The 17,885-nt window shown below is 62.7% G+C and carries 16 protein-coding genes; 10 read left to right on the top strand and 6 right to left on the bottom strand.

The window, feature by feature from the left end:
• Window positions 1-172 precede the first annotated feature (172 nt).
• Complete coding sequence (locus tag CXQ81_RS24565) at window positions 173-3,064, bottom strand: ribonucleoside-diphosphate reductase subunit alpha (RefSeq protein WP_007921632.1); 2,892 nt, start codon at window positions 3,062-3,064, stop codon at window positions 173-175.
• A 199-nt stretch (window positions 3,065-3,263) separates the two neighbouring features.
• Between CXQ81_RS24565 and CXQ81_RS31130 the strand changes: the two genes are divergently transcribed.
• From CXQ81_RS31130 to CXQ81_RS24555, 3 genes are all read left to right on the top strand, one after another.
• Window positions 3,264-3,431 carry a hypothetical protein gene (locus tag CXQ81_RS31130; protein ID WP_155274260.1) on the top strand — a complete coding sequence of 56 codons (168 nt, stop codon included), beginning with the start codon at window positions 3,264-3,266 and terminating at the stop codon, window positions 3,429-3,431.
• A gap of 364 nt (window positions 3,432-3,795) precedes the next feature.
• Complete coding sequence (locus CXQ81_RS24560) at window positions 3,796-4,521, top strand: response regulator (RefSeq protein WP_101338807.1); 726 nt, start codon at window positions 3,796-3,798, stop codon at window positions 4,519-4,521.
• Window positions 4,518-6,128 carry an ATP-binding protein gene (locus CXQ81_RS24555; RefSeq protein WP_007931766.1) on the top strand — a complete coding sequence of 537 codons (1,611 nt, stop codon included), beginning with the start codon at window positions 4,518-4,520 and terminating at the stop codon, window positions 6,126-6,128. Before CXQ81_RS24560 ends, CXQ81_RS24555 begins: the two co-directional genes overlap by 4 nt.
• 27 nt (window positions 6,129-6,155) lie before the next feature.
• Here the strand turns inward: CXQ81_RS24555 and CXQ81_RS24550 are convergent, their stop codons facing one another.
• Window positions 6,156-6,881 (bottom strand): 4'-phosphopantetheinyl transferase, encoded by a 726-nt coding sequence (locus CXQ81_RS24550; RefSeq protein WP_101338806.1) that lies wholly within the window; start codon window positions 6,879-6,881, stop codon window positions 6,156-6,158.
• Window positions 6,882-6,984: 103 nt separating this feature from the next.
• Window positions 6,985-7,776: a dienelactone hydrolase family protein gene (locus tag CXQ81_RS24545; protein ID WP_101338805.1), complete on the bottom strand. Its 792-nt coding sequence runs from the start codon at window positions 7,774-7,776 to the stop codon at window positions 6,985-6,987.
• A gap of 144 nt (window positions 7,777-7,920) precedes the next feature.
• On the opposite strand from CXQ81_RS24545, the gene CXQ81_RS24540 reads away from it, so the two are divergent.
• From CXQ81_RS24540 to CXQ81_RS24530, 3 genes are all read left to right on the top strand, one after another.
• Window positions 7,921-8,523 (top strand): hypothetical protein, encoded by a 603-nt coding sequence (locus tag CXQ81_RS24540; protein WP_007931772.1) that lies wholly within the window; start codon window positions 7,921-7,923, stop codon window positions 8,521-8,523.
• Between the two features lie 118 nt (window positions 8,524-8,641).
• Window positions 8,642-9,319: a response regulator gene (locus CXQ81_RS24535; RefSeq protein ID WP_007931776.1), complete on the top strand. Its 678-nt coding sequence runs from the start codon at window positions 8,642-8,644 to the stop codon at window positions 9,317-9,319.
• The gene (locus CXQ81_RS24530) at window positions 9,316-10,662 is read left to right on the top strand and encodes an ATP-binding protein (protein WP_007931779.1); all 1,347 of its coding nucleotides are present in this window, start codon (window positions 9,316-9,318) and stop codon (window positions 10,660-10,662) included. Before CXQ81_RS24535 ends, CXQ81_RS24530 begins: the two co-directional genes overlap by 4 nt.
• 9 nt (window positions 10,663-10,671) lie before the next feature.
• Here the strand turns inward: CXQ81_RS24530 and CXQ81_RS24525 are convergent, their stop codons facing one another.
• A complete protein-coding gene (locus CXQ81_RS24525; protein WP_101338804.1) occupies window positions 10,672-11,670 on the bottom strand; it encodes an AraC family transcriptional regulator in 999 nt (332 codons plus the stop codon).
• Window positions 11,671-12,016: 346 nt separating this feature from the next.
• On the opposite strand from CXQ81_RS24525, the gene CXQ81_RS24520 reads away from it, so the two are divergent.
• A complete protein-coding gene (locus CXQ81_RS24520) occupies window positions 12,017-13,351 on the top strand; it encodes a dicarboxylate/amino acid:cation symporter (protein ID WP_007931783.1) in 1,335 nt (444 codons plus the stop codon).
• Between the two features lie 151 nt (window positions 13,352-13,502).
• Complete coding sequence (locus CXQ81_RS24515) at window positions 13,503-14,684, top strand: CaiB/BaiF CoA-transferase family protein (protein WP_101338803.1); 1,182 nt, start codon at window positions 13,503-13,505, stop codon at window positions 14,682-14,684.
• A gap of 16 nt (window positions 14,685-14,700) precedes the next feature.
• Here CXQ81_RS24515 and CXQ81_RS24510 read toward each other — a convergent pair whose 3' ends face one another.
• Window positions 14,701-15,192, bottom strand: a complete 492-nt coding sequence (locus tag CXQ81_RS24510; protein ID WP_007931787.1) for a SprT family zinc-dependent metalloprotease — start codon at window positions 15,190-15,192, stop codon at window positions 14,701-14,703.
• Between the two features lie 144 nt (window positions 15,193-15,336).
• Window positions 15,337-15,939, bottom strand: coding sequence for a Yip1 family protein (locus CXQ81_RS24505; RefSeq protein WP_007931790.1), 603 nt, complete (start codon window positions 15,937-15,939; stop codon window positions 15,337-15,339).
• Between the two features lie 279 nt (window positions 15,940-16,218).
• Between CXQ81_RS24505 and ttcA the strand changes: the two genes are divergently transcribed.
• On the top strand, window positions 16,219-17,043 hold the full coding sequence (ttcA, locus tag CXQ81_RS24500; RefSeq protein ID WP_007931792.1) for a tRNA 2-thiocytidine(32) synthetase TtcA: 825 nt from the start codon (window positions 16,219-16,221) through the stop codon (window positions 17,041-17,043).
• A 76-nt stretch (window positions 17,044-17,119) separates the two neighbouring features.
• Entirely contained in the window at window positions 17,120-17,791 is a 672-nt protein-coding gene (locus CXQ81_RS24495; RefSeq protein WP_009050287.1) for a DNA-3-methyladenine glycosylase I, read from the top strand.
• Window positions 17,792-17,885 lie beyond the last annotated feature (94 nt).

Here is a 17,885-nt window from a genome sequence, read left to right as displayed (position 1 = left end):
GCGAAGCTGGCGATGGGGGCTTCTGGCAAATCGCGTGCAGCAAGTTGTGGGAGGGCTTCGTCCTCGAGTGCCGTCCGGCGCTGTGGCTTTTCCCAGGCAAAAGAAAACCCCCGGCAGGCCAGGGGCCTGTCGGGGGTTCGGATAAGCGCCGACAGGCGCCTATCGGCTCAGCTTATTGGCAAGCTTCGCAATCCGGCTCGTCGATGGCGCAAGCCTTCGGCACTGGAGCTGGACCGGCTGGAGCCGCCAGGACCGAGTCGTCTCCGTGGTTGCCGCCGCTGGAAACAGCGTTCAGCTTGCCGGTGTTGATGGTCGACTTCTCGGTGCTGGTCGCGGCCAGGGCACGGAGGTAGTAAGTGGTTTTCAGACCACGGTACCAAGCCATGCGGTAGGTCACGTCGAGCTTCTTGCCCGAAGCACCGGCGATGTAGAGGTTCAGCGACTGAGCCTGGTCGATCCACTTCTGGCGACGGCTGGCGGCGTCGACGATCCACTTGGTTTCCACTTCGAAGGCCGTCGCGTAGAGCTCCTTGAGTTCTTGCGGGATACGCTCGATCTGCTGCACGGAACCGTCGTAGTACTTCAGGTCGTTGATCATGACCGAGTCCCACAGGCCACGAGCCTTGAGGTCGCGAACCAGGTACGGGTTGATCACGGTGAATTCGCCCGACAGGTTCGATTTCACATACAGGTTCTGGTAGGTCGGTTCGATCGACTGCGACACGCCGGTGATGTTGGCGATGGTTGCGGTCGGCGCGATGGCCATGATGTTGGAGTTACGAATACCTTTCTGTACACGGGCGCGCACTGGTGCCCAGTCCAGGGTTTCGTTCAGGTCGACATCGATGTACTTCTGGCCACGGGACTCGATCAGGATCTGTTGCGAATCCAGCGGCAGGATGCCTTTGGACCACAGCGAACCCTGGAACGTCTCGTAGGCGCCACGCTCGTCGGCCAGGTCGCAGGACGCCTGGATCGCGTAGAAGCTCACTGCTTCCATGGACTTGTCGGCGAAGTCGACAGCGGCATCGGAACCGTAAGGGATGTGCTGCAGGTACAGCGCGTCCTGGAAGCCCATGATCCCCAGTCCGACCGGACGGTGCTTGAAGTTGGAGTTCTTCGCCTGCGGTACCGAGTAGTAGTTGATGTCGATCACGTTATCGAGCATGCGTACCGCGGTGTTCACGGTGCGTTGCAGCTTGGCGGTGTCCAGCTTGCCGTCGACGATGTGGTTCGGCAGGTTGATCGAGCCCAGGTTGCAAACGGCGATCTCGTCCTTGTTGGTGTTCAAGGTGATCTCGGTGCACAGGTTCGAACTGTGGACCACACCCACGTGCTGCTGTGGGCTGCGCAGGTTGCACGGGTCCTTGAAGGTCAGCCAAGGGTGGCCGGTTTCGAACAGCATGGACAGCATCTTGCGCCACAGGTCTTTGGCCTGGATGGTCTTGAACAGCTTGATCTTGCCGTATTCGCACAGGGCTTCGTAGTACTCGTAGCGCTCTTCGAAGGCCTTGCCGGTCAGGTCGTGCAGGTCCGGCACTTCCGATGGCGAGAACAGGGTCCACTTGCCGTCGTCGAAGACGCGCTTCATGAACAGGTCAGGGATCCAGTTGGCGGTGTTCATGTCGTGGGTACGACGACGATCGTCACCGGTGTTCTTGCGCAGCTCGATGAACTCTTCGATGTCCATGTGCCAGGTTTCCAGGTAGGCACACACAGCGCCTTTGCGCTTGCCACCCTGGTTCACGGCTACCGCGGTGTCGTTCACCACTTTCAGGAACGGCACGACGCCCTGGGACTTGCCGTTGGTGCCCTTGATGTAGGAGCCCAGCGCACGCACTGGAGTCCAGTCGTTGCCCAGGCCACCGGCGAATTTCGACAGCATGGCGTTGTCGTGGATGGCGCCGTAGATGCCCGACAGGTCGTCCGGCACGGTGGTCAGGTAGCAGCTCGACAGCTGTGGACGCAGGGTGCCGGCGTTGAACAGGGTCGGAGTCGAAGCCATGTAGTCGAAGGACGACAACAGGTTGTAGAACTCGATGGCACGGTCTTCGCGTTGTTTTTCTTCGATTGCCAGGCCCATGGCCACGCGCATGAAGAAGACCTGTGGCAGTTCGAAGCGCACGCCATCCTTGTGGATAAAGTAACGGTCGTACAGGGTCTGCAGGCCCAGGTAGGTGAACTGCTGGTCGCGCTCGTGGTTGATCGCCTTGCCGAGTTTCTCCAGGTCGAATTCGGCCAGCACCGGGTTCAGCAGTTCGAACTCGATACCTTTGGCGACATAGGCCGGCAGTGCCTTGGCGTACAGGTCGGCCATCTCGTGGTGAGTGGCGCTCTCGGCCACTTCCAGGAAGCTCAGGCCTTCGGCGCGCAGGGTGTCCATCAGCAGGCGGGCAGTCACGAACGAGTAATTCGGCTCGCGCTCTACCAGGGTGCGCGCGGTCATCACCAGGGCGGTGTTGACGTCCTTGAGCGCTACGCCGTCGTAGAGGTTTTTCAGGGTTTCGCGCTGGATCAGGTCGCCGTCGACTTCTTCCAGGCCTTCGCAGGCTTCGGTGACGATGGTGTTCAGGCGGCCCATGTCCAGAGGCGCGAAGCTGCCGTCGGTACGGGTGATACGGATCGACGGGTGAGCCTGCACCGGCTCTTCGCCTGGGGTGCGGGTGGCGCGCTCTTTGGCGCGTGAGTCACGGTAGATCACGTAGTCGCGGGCAACTTTCTGCTCGCCGGCGCGCATCAGGGCCAGTTCGACCTGGTCCTGGATCTCTTCGATATGGATGGTGCCGCCCGAAGGCATGCGACGCTTGAAGGTGGCGGTGACCTGCTCGGTCAGGCGAGCGACGGTGTCGTGGATTCGCGACGAAGCGGCAGCGGTGCCGCCTTCAACTGCGAGAAACGCTTTGGTGATGGCGACGGTGATTTTGTCATCGGTGTAAGGAACGACAGTGCCGTTACGCTTGATCACTCGCAGTTGGCCAGGCGCGGTGGCAGACAGATCCAGGTTGGAATCGGCAGCCTGCGGCGCTTTGGCCTGCGGGTTCTCGCGAGTTGTGTCGGTTTGCATGGGTGTCTCCACGTTCTCTATGTTTGTTTGGGCACCCTTTGGGTGCCCACCGTTCCGTCCTGAAGCACTACAACCGGCGCACGCCGGGCATAACGACTTCGGGACAGTTCAGGAAGGGGGGCTGTTGGCGCCGCTTCCATGCCGAAGTCATAGGTCGCGAGCCAGTGGCTCGTGACCGTATTCCTGATGGGTGACAGTCATGTACTGCAACACCCGTACCGTTTTCCTCGCCGTGGGCTGGAAAACCGCAGCCATCCGCACGCGCGGTTTGGCTTCTGAAAATCCGATTGGTTCCACCAAACGAGTGCAAGAAAAGCGCTTGAGTTTCTTGTCTGATTTGTGTTTGGTTTTTGGCCTGAAACCCTAGATGTAGGGTTTTTTTGCAGCCGAGCTACAAGATAATGCGTTTTTGGGGGTGATTGCAACGTACAGCCTGTGGATAAGGTTGTGCGTAAATTGTGTATGAAGCAGGTAAACCTCACGCAGGCCGCAGCAGGGCTGGATCCTACCGTTTGTCACTGTTTTTTACCCTGCAAAACTGCCCGGGGCGGATTTTTGCGGGCGCGAACCCTATCACAAAAAAACGCCTTTACCGAGCGCATTCAGCGCCTTGTGTTCACGGCCTTTGCCGTTGCTACAATCGGGCCTTCCAGACATTGTTTTATCCATCTCACATTACAAAAAGACGGGCGGATTCTTCCTGAGCCCGTATCTGGCAAGCAGAGGTCACCGTGGAGCAAGAAGCGTGGCAGATATTGATCGTCGAGGACGATCAGCGACTGGCCGAGTTGACCTGTGAATATCTGCAGAGCAATGGATTGCGTGTCGCCATCGAAGGCAATGGCGCCCTGGCCGCGGCGCGGATCATTGCCGAACAACCCGATCTGGTGATCCTCGACCTGATGCTGCCCGGCGAGGATGGCCTGAGCATTTGCCGCAAGGTCCGCAATCGCTACGACGGGCCGATCCTGATGCTGACCGCGCGCACCGACGACATGGACCAGATACTGGGGCTGGACACCGGTGCCGACGATTACGTGTGCAAGCCGGTCCGTCCGCGCCTGTTGCTGGCCAGGATCCAGGCCCTGCTGCGGCGCAGCGAACCCGTGGAAAGCAGCGCGCCGGAGAAATCCCGGCGCCTGCAATTCGGCCCGCTGGTGGTGGACAGCGCCTTGCGCGAGGCCTGGCTGCACGACGCCGGGATCGAGTTGACCAGCGCCGAGTTCGACCTGCTCTGGCTGCTGGTGACCAACGCCGGGCGCATTCTGTCCCGCGAGGAAATCTTCACCGCCCTGCGCGGCATCGGCTATGACGGCCAGGACCGCTCCATCGATGTGCGCATTTCGCGGATCCGTCCGAAAATCGGCGACGACCCGGAACACCCGCGGCTGATCAAGACCATCCGCAGCAAGGGTTATCTGTTCGTCCCCGAAGCCGCTGCCGACCTGTCGCCGTGAACTCCATATTCCTGCGCATCTACGGCGGCATGTGCGCCGCGCTGATTCTGGTGGCGCTGTTGGGCGTACTGGCGCTGCACCTGCTCAACCAGGTGCGTAGCGAGCAATACCGCGAGCGCCTGGCCCACGGTACGTTCTCGCTGATGGCCGACAACCTGCAACCCATGAGCGAGATCGAGCGCCGCCGCGCCCTGGCGGTGTGGGAACGCCTGTTGGGCATCCCGCTGACCCTGCAGACCTTCACCCAGACCGGCCTCGACCTCGGGCAGCGCAACCGCGTTTTGCGCGGCCAGGCCCTGGTGGAGCAGACCGGGCCTTATGCGGCACGGGTCTACCGTCTGGTCAGCGAGCCTGAGCAATTGTTGCTGACCGGTGAAGTGCAGCAGATCAGCGAACAACTGGCGCGGGCGACTATCTATCTGCTGGCCGACGAGCTGGTGCGCTTTCCGGTGGCCGAGCAGCCGGAACGCCTGGCGGCACTGAAAAAGAACAAAGGCTTTGGCTTCGACATGCACCTGGTCACCCAGGACGACGCGGACATGGACGAGGACCAGCGTCGCCGGGTTGCCGAGGGCGATACGGTGATGGCGCTGGGCAAGGGCGGCGATTCGATCCGCGTGTTCGCAGGGATGGTGGGCACGCCCTGGGTGCTGGAAATCGGCCCGCTGTACCAGATGAATCCCTACCCGCCGCAATGGCTGGTGTTGATCGCGGTGCTGGGCCTGAGCCTGATCGGCCTGATCGTCTATTTATTGGTACGCCAGCTGGAGCGGCGCTTGCGTGGCCTGGAATCGGCGGCCACGCGCATTGCCAAGGGCAGTCTGGAAGCCCGGGTGCCGGCCGGTGGCGCCGACTCCGTGGGACGGTTGGCGGCGGCCTTCAACGGCATGGCCGAGCATTTGCAGCGCTTGCTGGCGATCCAGCGCGAGCTGGTGCGCGCGGTGTCCCATGAGTTGCGCACGCCAGTGGCGCGCCTGCGCTTTGGCCTGGAGATGATCGGCTCAGCGACCACCCCACAGGCCCGGGACAAGTACATGGAGGGCATGGACAACGATATCCAGGACCTCGACCGGCTGGTGGACGAAATGCTCACCTATGCGCGGCTGGAACAGGGTTCGCCGGCGCTGAACTTCCAGCGCATCGACCTGGACGCGCTGATCAACCAGGTGATCAGCGAGCTGGCGCCGTTGCGCGCGCAGGTCAAGGTACAGCGTGGTTCGTGCCTGTCCGCGGCGGATTGCGATGGCGCCTGGGTCGAGGCCGAGCCGCGCTACCTGCATCGGGCGTTGCAGAACCTGGTGAGCAACGCCATGCGCCACGCCGAGTCGCAGGTGCTGGTCAGTTACCAGGTGGGGCAGATGCGTTGCCGGGTCGATGTCGAGGACGATGGTCCAGGGGTTCCGGAAAGCGCCTGGGAGCGGATCTTCACCCCGTTCCTGCGCCTGGATGACAGCCGTACCCGCGCTTCGGGTGGGCACGGCCTGGGGTTGTCGATCGTGCGGCGGATCATTCACTGGCACGACGGCCGGGCATTGATCAGCAGGAGCAAGACCCTCGGTGGCGCCTGCTTCAGCCTGAGCTGGCCACGGCATCAGGATAAAGGTTGAAGGCTTGCGCTCAGGTTCGTCCGGGCATCAAGCCCGGATACTGACCAGGCTCAGCAGTTGCCCGTCCTGCAGGGCGAATTGCGCGTCCAGTTCACTGCCATTGCGCCATTCGCTGGACAGGTCCGTCAGCAGGCGCAGGCGGACCTGGCCGCTGGCCGTCCACTCCAGCACTTCGGCGTGTTCGAAGTAGAAGCGTTGCCGGACGATCGGGTACAGCGCCTTGAACAGGCTTTCCTTCACCGAAAAGGTCAGGGTGACCCAGAGCGCCAGTTGTTCCCGCGGGGCGGCGGCCATGCGCTGCATTTCGGCCGGGATGAGGATTTCCCCCGCCAGGCGTTCCGCCCGTTCGCTGTTGAGCAGGTTCTCCAGGTCCATGCCCAGCCCGCGCCAATGCTCCTTGCGCGCGACAATCGCCGCGGCACGCCCGGTGCTGTGGGTGATCGAGCCGCTGATGTGCGTCGGCCAGATCGGCGCCCGGTCCTCGCCGATCGGCGGAATGCAGTCCAGGCCGTCCAGGCGTTGCAGGGCGGCGCGGGCGCAGAAACGCCCGGCGAGAAACTCGGCCTGCCGTTTCGCCACCGAACGTTGAATGCTCGCGGGCGGCTCGATGGCGCTGAGCTGGAAGTCGTTGCTGGCCAGGCGCGAGGCATCGAAATGGGTGCCGAGCAGGACGGTGTCCGGCAGGGCGTCGGGCAGCGGCCACTGGTCGTCGAGTGGGGTGCAGCAGGCGGGGAGGGTGGGGATGCGATTCATGCCAGGCATTTTGCCGGGTTGTAAGGCTGGAGGGTAGCCTGGCAAGCACCGGCCTCGATGCCGCCGCCCCGGGAATTGAGACCTCGGGGCGGTCGACGCGGGGTCAGCCGAACAGCTTTTTGAAGAACTCTCGCATGTCCGCCCATGAGCGTTCATCGGCGGCTTTGCTGTAGCCGATGTCCAGCCCGCCATGTTCGCCGTGGCTCATGCGGTCGGCATCCGGATTGCTGAAGCTGTGCTTGGCGCCCTCGAGGTTGACGAACCGGTAGTCGGCGCCGGCCTTGTCCATTTCTGCCTTGAAGGCGCTGACGTTATCGGCGGTGACCATGCTGTCGAGGGCGCCGTGCTCCACCAGGATTTTCGCCTTGACGTTGCCGGGAGTGGCCGGGGTGCTGGTGACCAGGGCGCCATGGAAACTCACCACACCGAGCAGGGGCAGGCCCTGGCGCGCTGCGTCCAGCACCACCTTGCCGCCGAAGCAGTAGCCGATCGCGGCCAGCTTGGCCGGGTCGGTCTGCGGTTGTTTCTTCAGCAGGTCGAGCCCGGCCTTGAAGCGCGCGCTGGCGGCGGCACTGTCTTTCGAGGCGGCCTGCATGAAGGCCATGGCGTCTTTCGGGTGCTCGGTGTTCTTGCCGTCGCCGTACATATCGATGGCCAGGGCGCTGTAGCCCAAGGCCGCGAGATCCCGGGCCCGGCGTTTGGCGTAGTCGTTCAGGCCCCACCATTCATGCACCACCACGACGCCGGGACGTGGCCCTTGCAGGCTGTCGTCATAGGCGTAGTAGCCGATGAGCCGGGTACCGTCGGGGCTCTGGTAGGGGATTTCCTGGGTCTTGATGGCTGCCTGGCTCAAGCCGCAGAAAGCCAACAACAAGCAAGCGAAAAGCGCGCGCATGGTCCGTTCTCCTTTTAAAAGACTGCCCAACAGCCTAGTCGATTTGATTCAGCCGAGGTTCAGAGTGTGTTCAGGGGGAGTTCAGGGCGGGGTCGGTAGTCTGGCTCCCGTACCCAAAAACACATAGCGAATGAGGAAACACCCATGACTACTTTCAAGAAGATGATCCTGGCCTTCACTGTTCTCGGCGCCAGCGCTGTCGTCCAGGCCGCCGACAGCAACTTCGCCAGCCTTACCTATGGCCAGACCAGCGACAAGGTCAAGAAGTCCAGCCTGCTCAACAGCAACCTGAACAACCCGAACGCCGACGGTGTGATCGGCAAGGACAATACCTGGGGCGTGCGCCTGGGTCAGCAGAATGACCAGCACCGCTACTACGCCACCTACGACAATGTCTCCGGCTCGCACAATGGCATTAAACTGCGCCAGGAAAACCTGCTCGGCAGCTACGATGTGTTCCTGCCGGTGACCAGCAGCACCAAGCTGTTCGGCGGCGGTACCGCGGGCCTGACCAAGCTGACCCAGGATTCCCCAGGTTTCAGCCGCGACAGCGATATCGGTTATGCCGTCGGCGTGCAGGCCGGTGTCCTGCAGCAGGTTTCACAGAACACTTCGGTCGAACTGGGTTACCGTTACCTGCGCAGCAATGCCAGCACCGAGATGAGCGAGCGCAGTGGCAGCAAGCAGGGTTCGCTGAGCCTGACCAGCAGCGCCCAGACCTACCTGTCGGCCAACTACGCTTTCTAAAATATTGTCCTGGTTCTGAGCGCGCCGGATCTGCCAAGGCAAGATCCGGCGTTGCCATATATACGATCAGGGCGCCTGAGCGCCCTTGGAGATGTCGAATTTTGCTTGGGAGAGCTGCATGAAACTGCTCGTCGTTGAAGATGAGGCGCTGCTGCGCCATCACTTGCAAACCCGCCTCACGGACAGCGGCCATGTGGTCGAGTCCGTGGCCAATGCCGAGGAGGCGCTGTATCAGACCGAGCAGTTCAACCATGATCTGGCGGTGATCGACCTGGGCCTGCCGGGCATGGGCGGGCTGGACCTGATCCGCCAGCTGCGCTCGCGGGGCAAGGCGTTTCCGATCCTGATCCTGACGGCACGCGGCAACTGGCAGGACAAGGTCGAAGGGCTGGCCGCCGGCGCCGACGACTATGTGGTCAAGCCCTTCCAGTTCGAGGAGCTGGACGCACGCCTGAATGCGCTGCTGCGCCGCTCCAGCGGGTTCACCCAGTCGACTATCATCGCCGGCCCGCTGCTGCTCGACCTCAATCGCAAGCAGGCTTCGCTTGACGAACAGCCGCTGGCGCTGACCGCCTACGAGTACCGGATTCTCGAGTACCTCATGCGCCACCATCAGCAGGTGGTGGCCAAGGATCGGCTGATGGAGCAGCTGTACCCGGACGATGACGAGCGCGATCCGAACGTGATCGAAGTGCTGGTCGGCCGCCTGCGGCGCAAGCTGGAAGGGCCGTCGGGCTTCAAGCCCATCGATACCGTGCGTGGCCTGGGTTACCTGTTCAACGAGCGCTGCCGATGATCCGATCGTTACGCCTGCGCCTGATGCTGGCGGCCACGACGCTGGCGGTGCTGTTCATGCTGGCGTTGTTGCCGGCCATGCAAGGCGCGTTCAGCCTGGCGCTGCAGGACTCCATCGAGCAGCGCCTGGCCTCCGATGTGACCACGCTGATCTCGGCGGCCCGGGTCGAGAACAATCATCTGCAAATGCCGGCGCAACTGCCGGACGAGCGTTTCAACCTGACCGACAGCCGTCTCCTGGGTTACATCTACGACCGGGAGGGGCGGCTGGTCTGGCGCTCCAAGGCGACCCAGGAAGAGAACATCAACTACAAGCCGCGGTATGACGGGCGCGGCAACGAGTTCGCGCGTATCCGCGAGGTCAACGGCCAGGAGTTTTTCGTCTACGACGTCGAGGTCAAGCTGCTGGGCGGTAAAAGCGCGGCGTTCAGCATCGTCGCCTTGCAGCCGGTGCGTGAGTACCAGTTGACCCTGGAAGGGGTGCGGGAAAACCTCTACCTCGGGTTCGGCGCCGCGTTGCTGGTGCTCCTGGCGCTGCTCTGGCTCGGCCTGACCTGGGGCCTGCAGGCATTGCGCCGGCTGAGCCAGGAGCTGGACGAAATCGAGAGCGGCACCCGGCAAAGCCTCAGCGAAGAACATCCACGCGAACTGCTGCGCCTGACCGGCTCGTTGAACCGCCTGCTGCACAGCGAGCGCGAGCAACGCAGCCGTTATCGCGATTCCCTGGATGACCTGGCCCACAGCCTGAAGACCCCGCTGACGGTGTTGCAAGGGGTCAGCGAGGACATGGCCCTGCGTCCTCAAGACCGCGAACAGGCCTGGGTGCTGCAGACCCAGATCGAACGCATGAGCCAGCAGATCAGCTACCAGCTGCAGCGCGCCAGCCTGCGCAAGAGCGGCCTGGTGCGCCACCAGGTGCGTTTGCGTCCGGTGCTGAAAAGCCTGTGCGACACCCTGGACAAGGTCTATCGCGACAAACAGGTGCGGGTTTCGTTCGATCTGCCGGAGCGCTGCTATGTGCCGATCGAGCATGGTGCCTTGCTCGAATTGCTGGGCAACCTGCTGGAGAACGCCTACCGCCTGTGCCTGAGCGAGGTGCGTATCAGTGTCCGCCAAGACCTCCACGGCGCGCAGTTGTGTGTCGAGGACGATGGGCCGGGCGTGCCGCCGGACCAGCGGGCGCGGATTCTCCAGCGCGGCGAACGGCTGGATCGCCAGCATCCGGGGCAGGGGATCGGCCTGGCGGTGGTCAAGGACATCATCGACAGCTACGGCGCGCAACTGACCCTTGGCGATTCCACCCTGGGCGGGGCGGCGTTCCGCATTCACTTCCCGGCGATTTGATCGGCGCGCTCAGGTTTCCTGGGCGCGGTAGGCGCCCGGGGTCAGCCCGGTCCACTTCTTGAACGCGCGGTGAAAGGCCGATGGCTCGGAAAAGCCGGTCTGCTCGGCGATCTGTTGCAACGACAGGTCGGCCCGACGCAGGTGGTAGATGGCGATATCGCGCCGCAACTGATCCTTCAACTCCTGAAAACTCGTGCCTTCTTCGCGCAAGTGCCGGCGCAGGGTCTGCGGGCTGATGTGCAGGTGCTGGGCGATGCTTTCCAGGTCCGGCCAATGGTTGCTGTCGCGGCTGAGCAGGCGGCGCAGCTGGCTGCTCAGGCTGTCGCCGTCGTCCGGGCGGGCCAGCAGGTCGGCGGGGGAGCGTTCAAGGAAGTGCTTGAGGGTTCGTTCGTCCTGCAGCAGCGGCATGCTCAGGTAGCGACTGTGGAACAGCAGGCTGCTGCAGCCGCGGGAAAACACCAGGGGGCAGGGGAACAGCAGGTCGTATTCGTTGCCGTGCTCGGGTTTCGGGTAGCTGAAACAGGCCTGCTCGAGGCGGATGCGCTGGCCGATCAACCAACTGCCGAGGCGATGCCAGATCACCAGTAGGCTCTCGCTGAGGAAGTGGTCCGGGTCCCACAGCGCGGCGTCGTCCAGGCTCAGGCGGGTCATGTCCCCTTCGCGCGTCAGGCTCAGGCGCGGTGCCTGGGGGAACAGGCTATAGAACAGCAGGCCGCGCTGCAGGGCCTTCTCCAGGTTGCTGCAGTGGATCAGGGCGTGGCACATCATGGCGAAGGTGCCGCGCTTGCTCGGGCCGTCGCCGAACCCCAGATACTCGTCGTCCAGGACTTGCCAGAGCTGTTGCAGCAGGCTGGCGAACTGCTCGGGGGCGATACGGGCCTTGGGTTCGTTGAGCAGTTCGAGGCTGATGCCCAGGGTCTGCAGCAGCTCCGAATAGTCGTAGCCCCGCCGACGCGCCCCGCCCAGGGCGGCGCGGGCGAAATGACTGGCGATGGTGCGTTCGCGCATGAAGGTTGATCCGTCCATTAAGTGGCGGATGTTAACAGCCGACAACGACTGGGCAAGGCGGATATCCGCCAAATTGTAGGACGAGCGTCGGGCGATGGGCGGAAATCCGCCACTTCATGTAGGGGCAGGGAGAGCGAAGGCGAGCGCAAACCCTGATGTCCAAAGGCTTTCAGGGTTTTTTGGCAAGCTGGCACGGGCTTTGCGATAGCGAGCAAGGAGAAGGGAGCAGCGAAAGGTGTTCCCCGCAGCTCTACACAACAAATCCCTCCAGTGCAGGAGGGTTCGCACTTTAGGCGTCGTGTGCATCGATGGATGGTGTGCAACGGTGCTCTTGAGGAACTTTGCAATGACGACTCGTCAGCCACTGTACAAATCCCTGTATTTCCAGGTGATCGTTGCCATCGCCATCGGCATCCTGCTCGGTCACTTCTACCCGCAGACCGGTGTGGCCCTCAAGCCCCTGGGTGACGGGTTCATCAAACTGATCAAGATGGTCATCGCGCCCATCATCTTCTGTACGGTCGTCAGCGGTATCGCGGGCATGCAGAACATGAAATCGGTGGGCAAGACCGGTGGCTACGCGCTGCTGTACTTCGAAATCGTTTCGACCATCGCCCTGCTGATCGGCCTGGTCGTGGTCAACGTGGTGCAGCCGGGCAACGGCATGCACATCGACGTGTCCACTCTGGATGCCTCGAAAGTGGCGGCCTACGTCACCGCCGGCAAGGACCAGAGCATCGTCGGCTTCATCCTCAACGTCATTCCGAACACCATCGTCGGCGCCTTCGCCAACGGCGACATCCTGCAAGTGCTGATGTTCTCGGTGATCTTCGGTTTCGCCCTGCACCGCCTGGGTGCCTATGGCAAGCCGGTGCTGGACTTCATCGATCGTTTCGCCCATGTGATGTTCAACATCATCAACATGATCATGAAGCTCGCGCCGATCGGTGCGCTGGGCGCCATGGCCTTCACCATCGGCGCCTATGGCGTGGGTTCGCTGGTGCAGCTGGGCCAGCTGATGATCTGCTTCTACATCACCTGCGTGCTGTTCGTGCTGGTGGTGCTGGGCGCCATCTGCCGCGCCCACGGTTTCAGCGTGCTGAAGCTGATCCGCTACATCCGTGAAGAACTGCTGATCGTGCTGGGTACTTCCTCCTCGGAATCGGCCCTGCCACGCATGCTGATCAAGATGGAACGCCTGGGCGCGAAGAAATCGGTAGTGGGCCTGGTGATCCCGACCGGTTACTCCTTTAACCTCGACGGTACTTCGATCTACCTGACCATGGCGGCCGTGTTCATTGCCCAGGCGACCGACACCCACATGGACATCACTCACCAGATCACCCTGCTGCTGGTGCTGCTGCTGTCCTCCAAAGGCGCCGCAGGCGTGACCGGTAGCGGCTTCATCGTGCTGGCGGCGACCCTGTCGGCCGTGGGTCACCTGCCGGTGGCCGGCCTGGCGCTGATCCTGGGTATCGACCGTTTCATGTCCGAAGCCCGTGCGCTGACCAACCTGGTGGGTAACGCGGTAGCCACCGTAGTGGTCGCCAAGTGGGTCAAGGAGCTGGACGAAGACCAGTTGCAGGCCGAGCTGGCTTCCGGTGGTCGTGCTATCAGCGACACTCGCGAAGAAGATGACCTGGGCGTTGCCGAAGGCCCAACCCCGACGTCCGTGAAGTAACTTCACCACGTCGATGAAAAACCCGCTGCGGCGGGTTTTTTCATGCCCGGGGTTTGAGCGCAACGGTCAGCCCGGGTGGCGCTTGCGGTGATTGCCGGGCCTCGAGACGCTGCCTACTCTGTGGGCAGTCAATCGGCAAGGGAGGGTACTCATGCGCGGGCCACTGGCGTCACTCAAGGTATTGGATTTCTCCACGCTGCTGCCGGGGCCATTCGCCTCCTTGCTGCTGGCGGACATGGGCGCCGAGGTGCTGCGCATCGAATCGCCGACCCGCACGGACCTGCTGCGGGTGCTGCCGCCCCACGATCAGGGCGTCTCCGCCAGCCATGCCTACCTCAATCGCAATAAGCGCAGCCTGGCGCTGGACCTCAAGCAGCCCGAGGCGCTGGAGGTGATCCGCCAACTGGTGCTGGAATACGACATCGTCCTGGAGCAGTTCCGCCCCGGGGTGATGGAGCGCCTGGGGCTGGGCTACGAGGCGCTGAAGGCGCTGAACCCGAAGCTGATCTATGTCTCGATCACCGGTTACGGCCAGACCGGCCCGTACCGGGATCGCGCCGGCCACGACATCAATTACCTGGCCCTGGCGGGCTTGGCCAGCTACACCGGGCGCAAGGACAGCGGGCCGCTGCCCCTGGGCATCCAGGCGGCGGACATCGCCGGCGGTTCGCTGCATGGGGTCATCGGCCTGCTGGCGGCGGTGATTGCCCGCCAGCACAGCGGCCTGGGGCAGCACCTGGACGTGAGCATGACCGATTGCGTGTTCAGCCTGAACGCCATGGCCGGGGCCGGCTACCTGGCGTGCGGGATCGAGCCCGCGGCGGAGCAGCAGGTGCTCAATGGCGGCAGCTTCTATGACTATTACCGCAGTCGGGATGGTCGCTGGCTGTCGGTGGGCAGCCTGGAGCCGCCGTTCATGCAGGCGCTGTGCAAGGCCCTGGGGCGTCCGGAACTGGCGGCCCAGGGGCTGTCGCCGCAGCCGGAACAACAGCAGGCGCTCAAGCAGGCCTTGCAGGTCGAGTTCGAGAAGCACGATTTTGCCGAGCTCTGCGAGTTGTTTGCTGGGGTCGACGCCTGCGTCGAACCGGTGCTGGGCCTGGCGGAGGCGGTGGCGCATCCGCAGTTGCAGGCACGGCAACTGGTCAGCCAGGTGCCGCGTGGCGATGGCAGCTACCAGGCGCAGATGGCCTGTCCGCTGAAGTTTTCCCAGGGGCTGCCGGAGCCGCAGCATATCGGGGCGGAACTGGGGGCCCATAGCGACCAGGTGCTGGCCGAGCTGGGTTACAGCGCGCAGCGCATCGCTGAGCTACGCCAGGGCCGGGTCATCCTGTAGGGCGCCAGGACCGGGTTCATTCCACCCGCATCTCGCCGCTGAACACCAGGGTGTGCCGGCAACGCCGGCACAGATAACGCCGGCCCTGGGCGACCAGGCGATGGCGCTGGGCGGAAAACGGAAAGTCGTTGTCGCAGGGGCAGCGGTAGATGTAGCGGGTCACGCTGCGGCGCTGGATCTCGTAGGTGTGGCAGCGATTGGGCGGCAGTTCGTACACGCCGCGCATGATCAGTTGCCATTCTTCGCCGTGGGGCTGAATGCGCTCGCCGAACAGTTGGTGGGCGATCAGGTGCGCGACTTCATGGGCCACGGTCTGCTTGAGGAAGTCTTCGGTGTTTTCCCGGTACAGCTGCGGGTTGAAGCGCAGCAGGTTCTCGTGCAGGTGGGCGACACCGGCTTTCTGGCCGCGCAACTTGAGGCTGACCACCGGGCGTTTGAAAGGTCGTTTGAAAAAGGATTCAGCGAGTTGGAAACAGTCTTCGACGCGGGTATTGAGTTGCTCGGGCATGCTTAACGGCTCTCCAGAGCGGGTGAGTATGCCGCAAAGCCGATGCATTCCGAATCGTCCAGGCGCCGAATGGTCGTTGCGCAGATTAGAAGGCCGCCTTGCGGCGGCCTGTGTTGGCAGATTGTGTTGGTTTTTTGAGCGACGTCAGTTGGTGTAAACGGGGCCGACGCCAAGACCCCAGACGATCACGGTGAACGCCATGATCGCGACCAGCACCACCAGCCCAACGGCCAGTACGGAGCTTGAGAACAGGAAACCTTCGTCCGAGGGAATGTTCATGAAGGTCGGCAACCCGACATACAGCAGGTAGACGGTGTAGCAGATGGCGGCCGTGCCGACGATCATGCCCAGCCACATGTGCGGATACAGCGCCGCCAGGCCGCCGATGAACAGGGGCGTCGCGGTATAGGTGGCGAACGCGATGCAGCGCGCCAGGCTCGGGCTGGCGTCGTAGGTGCGGGCCATCCAGTGGACGAAGGCGCCCATGACCGCAACCCCGCCCAGCATCGCCAGGTACGACATGATGGTCATCCACAGCGCGCTTTCCATGGTCAGCATGACCGGTGCTCGATTGCCGATGACCCAACCGACCTGGGTGGTGCCGATAAACGCCGAAATCGCCGGAATTGCCGCGAGAATCAGCGTGTGGGTGAGGTACATGTGGCTGATGCTTTCCTCTTCGTCGCCACGTATTTCTCGCCATTCCTGATCGGGGTGGGTGAAGAGTCCCACGACATGATGAATCATAGTCAGTCACTCCTTTGTTATTGCCATCGCCCCCCAACGGAGCGCCTACGGGCCAGCGGCCAAGTAAGTAAAGGTCTGAATATGCGTGCGACCTTATGTCGCAGTATAGAAAGGACTGACCTGCAAAGGTCATGGGTGTTAGAGCAAATCGCGCTGTCGGCGCGGCTGGTAATCGCATTCGGCGATTTGATCGGTCGACTGGCGCCCGGCGCTTCGCCCGCGCGCGGTTTTTGCGTAAAATGACCGGCTTTTCGTCACACACCGCGGATTTCAAGCGCCATGGGCACTCTTACGGTCAACCAGAACAAACTGCAGAAACGCTTGCGCCGCCAGGCCGGGGAAGCGGTCGCCGACTTCAACATGATCGAAGACGGCGACAAGGTCATGGTCTGCCTGTCCGGCGGCAAGGACAGCTACACCATGCTCGACGTGCTGATGCACCTGCAGAAGGTTGCACCGATCAAGTTCGACATCGTCGCCGTGAACATGGACCAGAAGCAGCCCGGGTTCCCCGAGCACGTGCTGCCGGCCTACCTCGAGACACTGGGTGTGGAGTACCACATCGTCGAGAAGGACACCTATTCGGTGGTCAAGGAACTGATACCGGAAGGCAAGACCACCTGTTCGCTGTGCTCGCGCCTGCGTCGCGGCACCCTGTACACCTTCGCCGACGAGATCGGCGCGACCAAGATGGCCCTGGGTCACCACCGGGACGACATCGTCGAGACCTTCTTCCTCAACATGTTCTACAACGGCTCGCTCAAGGCCATGCCGCCCAAGCTGCGGGCCGACGACGGGCGTAATGTGGTGATCCGACCCCTGGCCTATTGCAGCGAGAAGGACATCCAGGCCTATTCCGACCTCAAGCAGTTCCCGATCATCCCGTGCAACCTCTGCGGCTCTCAGGAAAACCTGCAGCGCCAGGTGGTCAAGGAAATGCTCCAGGAATGGGAACGCAAGACCCCGGGCCGTACCGAAAGCATTTTCCGCGGCCTGCAGAACGTGGTGCCGTCGCAGCTGGCGGACCGCAACCTGTTCGACTTCACCAGCCTGAAGATCGATGAAACCGCGGCTTCGCGTTTCGTCAATGTGGTGAACCTCTGAGTCGTCTCGCGGCTCTGTATCGTGGAATCACGGCGCTCCTTCGAGCGCCGTTTCTTTATCGTCATTAGGAGAGGGCATGCGCGATTACAAGTGGCTGCACGAATACTGTCTGAACCGCTTCGGTTCGGCGGCCGAGCTGGAAGCCCATCTGCCGGTGCCGAAAACCCCGGCGCAATTGCGCAAGATCAGCGATGACCGTTATCTCTCGACCCTGGCCCTGCGGGTATTCCGCGCCGGCTTGAAGCACAGCCTGGTGGACGCCAAGTGGCCGGCCTTCGAAGAGGTGTTCTTTGGCTTCGACCCGGAAAAAGTGGTGCTGATGGGCGCCGAGCACCTCGAGCGGCTGATGCAGGACACGCGGATCATTCGCCACCTGGGCAAGCTCAAGAGCGTGCCGCGCAATGCGCAGATGGTGCTCGACGTGGAAAAGGAGAAGGGCAGTTTCGGCGCCTTGATCGCCGACTGGCCGGTGACCGACATCGTCGGCCTGTGGAAGTACCTGGCCAAGCACGGTCATCAGTTGGGCGGCCTGTCGGCCCCGCGCTTTCTGCGAATGGTCGGCAAGGACACCTTCGTGCCGACCTATGACGTGGTGGCGGCGCTGAATGCGCAGCAGATCATCGACAAGGTGCCCAGCAGCCTCAAGGACCTGGCCACCGTGCAGGGCGCCTTCAACCAGTGGCACGCCGAAAGTGGCCGGCCGCTGTGCCAGATCTCGATGATGCTGGCGTATACGGTCAATCACTGATCGGGGCGTGTTCCCTGGAGTACCGCGTCATCGTTCATCGCGAGCAAGCTTCGCTCCTACAGAAGTACAGGGTGCTCTGTAGGGGCGAGGCTTG

This window comes from Pseudomonas sp. 09C 129, assembly GCF_002843625.1.
GTDB classification, from domain to species: Bacteria; Pseudomonadota; Gammaproteobacteria; order Pseudomonadales; family Pseudomonadaceae; genus Aquipseudomonas; species Aquipseudomonas chlororaphis.
The sequence above is the reverse complement of the archived record's forward strand: the minus strand, read 5'-3'. Positions and strand labels throughout refer to the sequence as shown.